We start from the raw sequence: 1,020 nt of genomic DNA on the forward strand, positions 1-1,020 counted from the left end.
TAAGCGACGGAACTGTTCACTGGCAGACCATTGACTGGCCTGCCGCCTATCGAACGGTCAGGACGCTGCGCCGGAGAATCTATCGGGCGACTGAAATGCGGGACTGGAAGACGGTCCGCTCGCTGCAAAAGCTTATGCTGCGCAGCCGGGCGAACCTGCTCGTTTCCATCCGAAGGGTCAGCCAGATCAATCGCGGGAAAGCCTCTCCCGGTGTCGATGCGAAAACCGCACCGACGCCGACCGAGCGGGCGGACCTTGCGAACCAACTGGTGAACCTGAAGGCATGGGAACCGCTTCCAGCCCGGAGGGTGTATATCCCTAAAGCCAACGGGCAGAAGCGACCGCTTGGAATCCCGTCTCTTATCGATCGGTGCCAGCAGGCAATTGTGCTCAATGCACTTGAACCCTGCTGGGAAGCGCAGTTCGAGGGGACAAGTTATGGGTTCCGGCCCGGTCGGGGCGTTCATGACGCCATCGAGCGGATACATCTGGCAACGAAGTCCGGGTCCAAACGGGTCTGGGTTCTCGATGCCGATATAAAAGGCTGCTTCGACAATATCGACCACGACGCTCTGATGGAGGCCATCGGCAACTTCCCCGCAAGGGGAATGATCCGCCGCTGGTTGAAGGCAGGCTATGTGGAAGATGGCGTGTTCCACGCCACCGAGCAGGGCACACCGCAAGGCGGGGTCATTAGTCCCCTTCTTGCCAACATCGCCCTGCATGGAATGGAAGAAGCGCTGGGCATTGAGTATCGCGGAGGCACGAGCGCCTCATACGTGAAACCTCACTGCCCTGTCTTTGTGCGGTATGCTGATGACTTCGTCGTCATCTGCCACACCTACGAAGATGCGCTTGAGGCCAGGAAGCGCGTTGCAGCGTTCCTCGCCGGGCGCGGCCTTCACCTCTCCGAGGAGAAGACCAGCATCCGGCATATACAGGAAGGCTTCGACTTTCTTGGCTTCAATGTCCGTTCCTACAAGGTGGCCGACCGCGCCGCTGGCACGAAGACCCTGATCA

General features: G+C 59.6%; 1 protein-coding gene. It reads left to right on the forward strand.

Annotation, left to right across the window (positions count from 1 at the left end):
• Positions 1 to 29: 29 nt before the first annotated feature.
• Positions 30 to 1,020: group II intron reverse transcriptase/maturase (gene ltrA, locus HOC_RS20555; RefSeq protein ID WP_422120061.1), on the forward strand; the 991-nt coding region annotated here is incomplete at its 3' end.

Origin of the sequence: Hyphomonas oceanitis SCH89 (assembly GCF_000685295.1) — a bacterium.
Classification (GTDB): domain Bacteria; phylum Pseudomonadota; class Alphaproteobacteria; order Caulobacterales; family Hyphomonadaceae; genus Hyphomonas; species Hyphomonas oceanitis.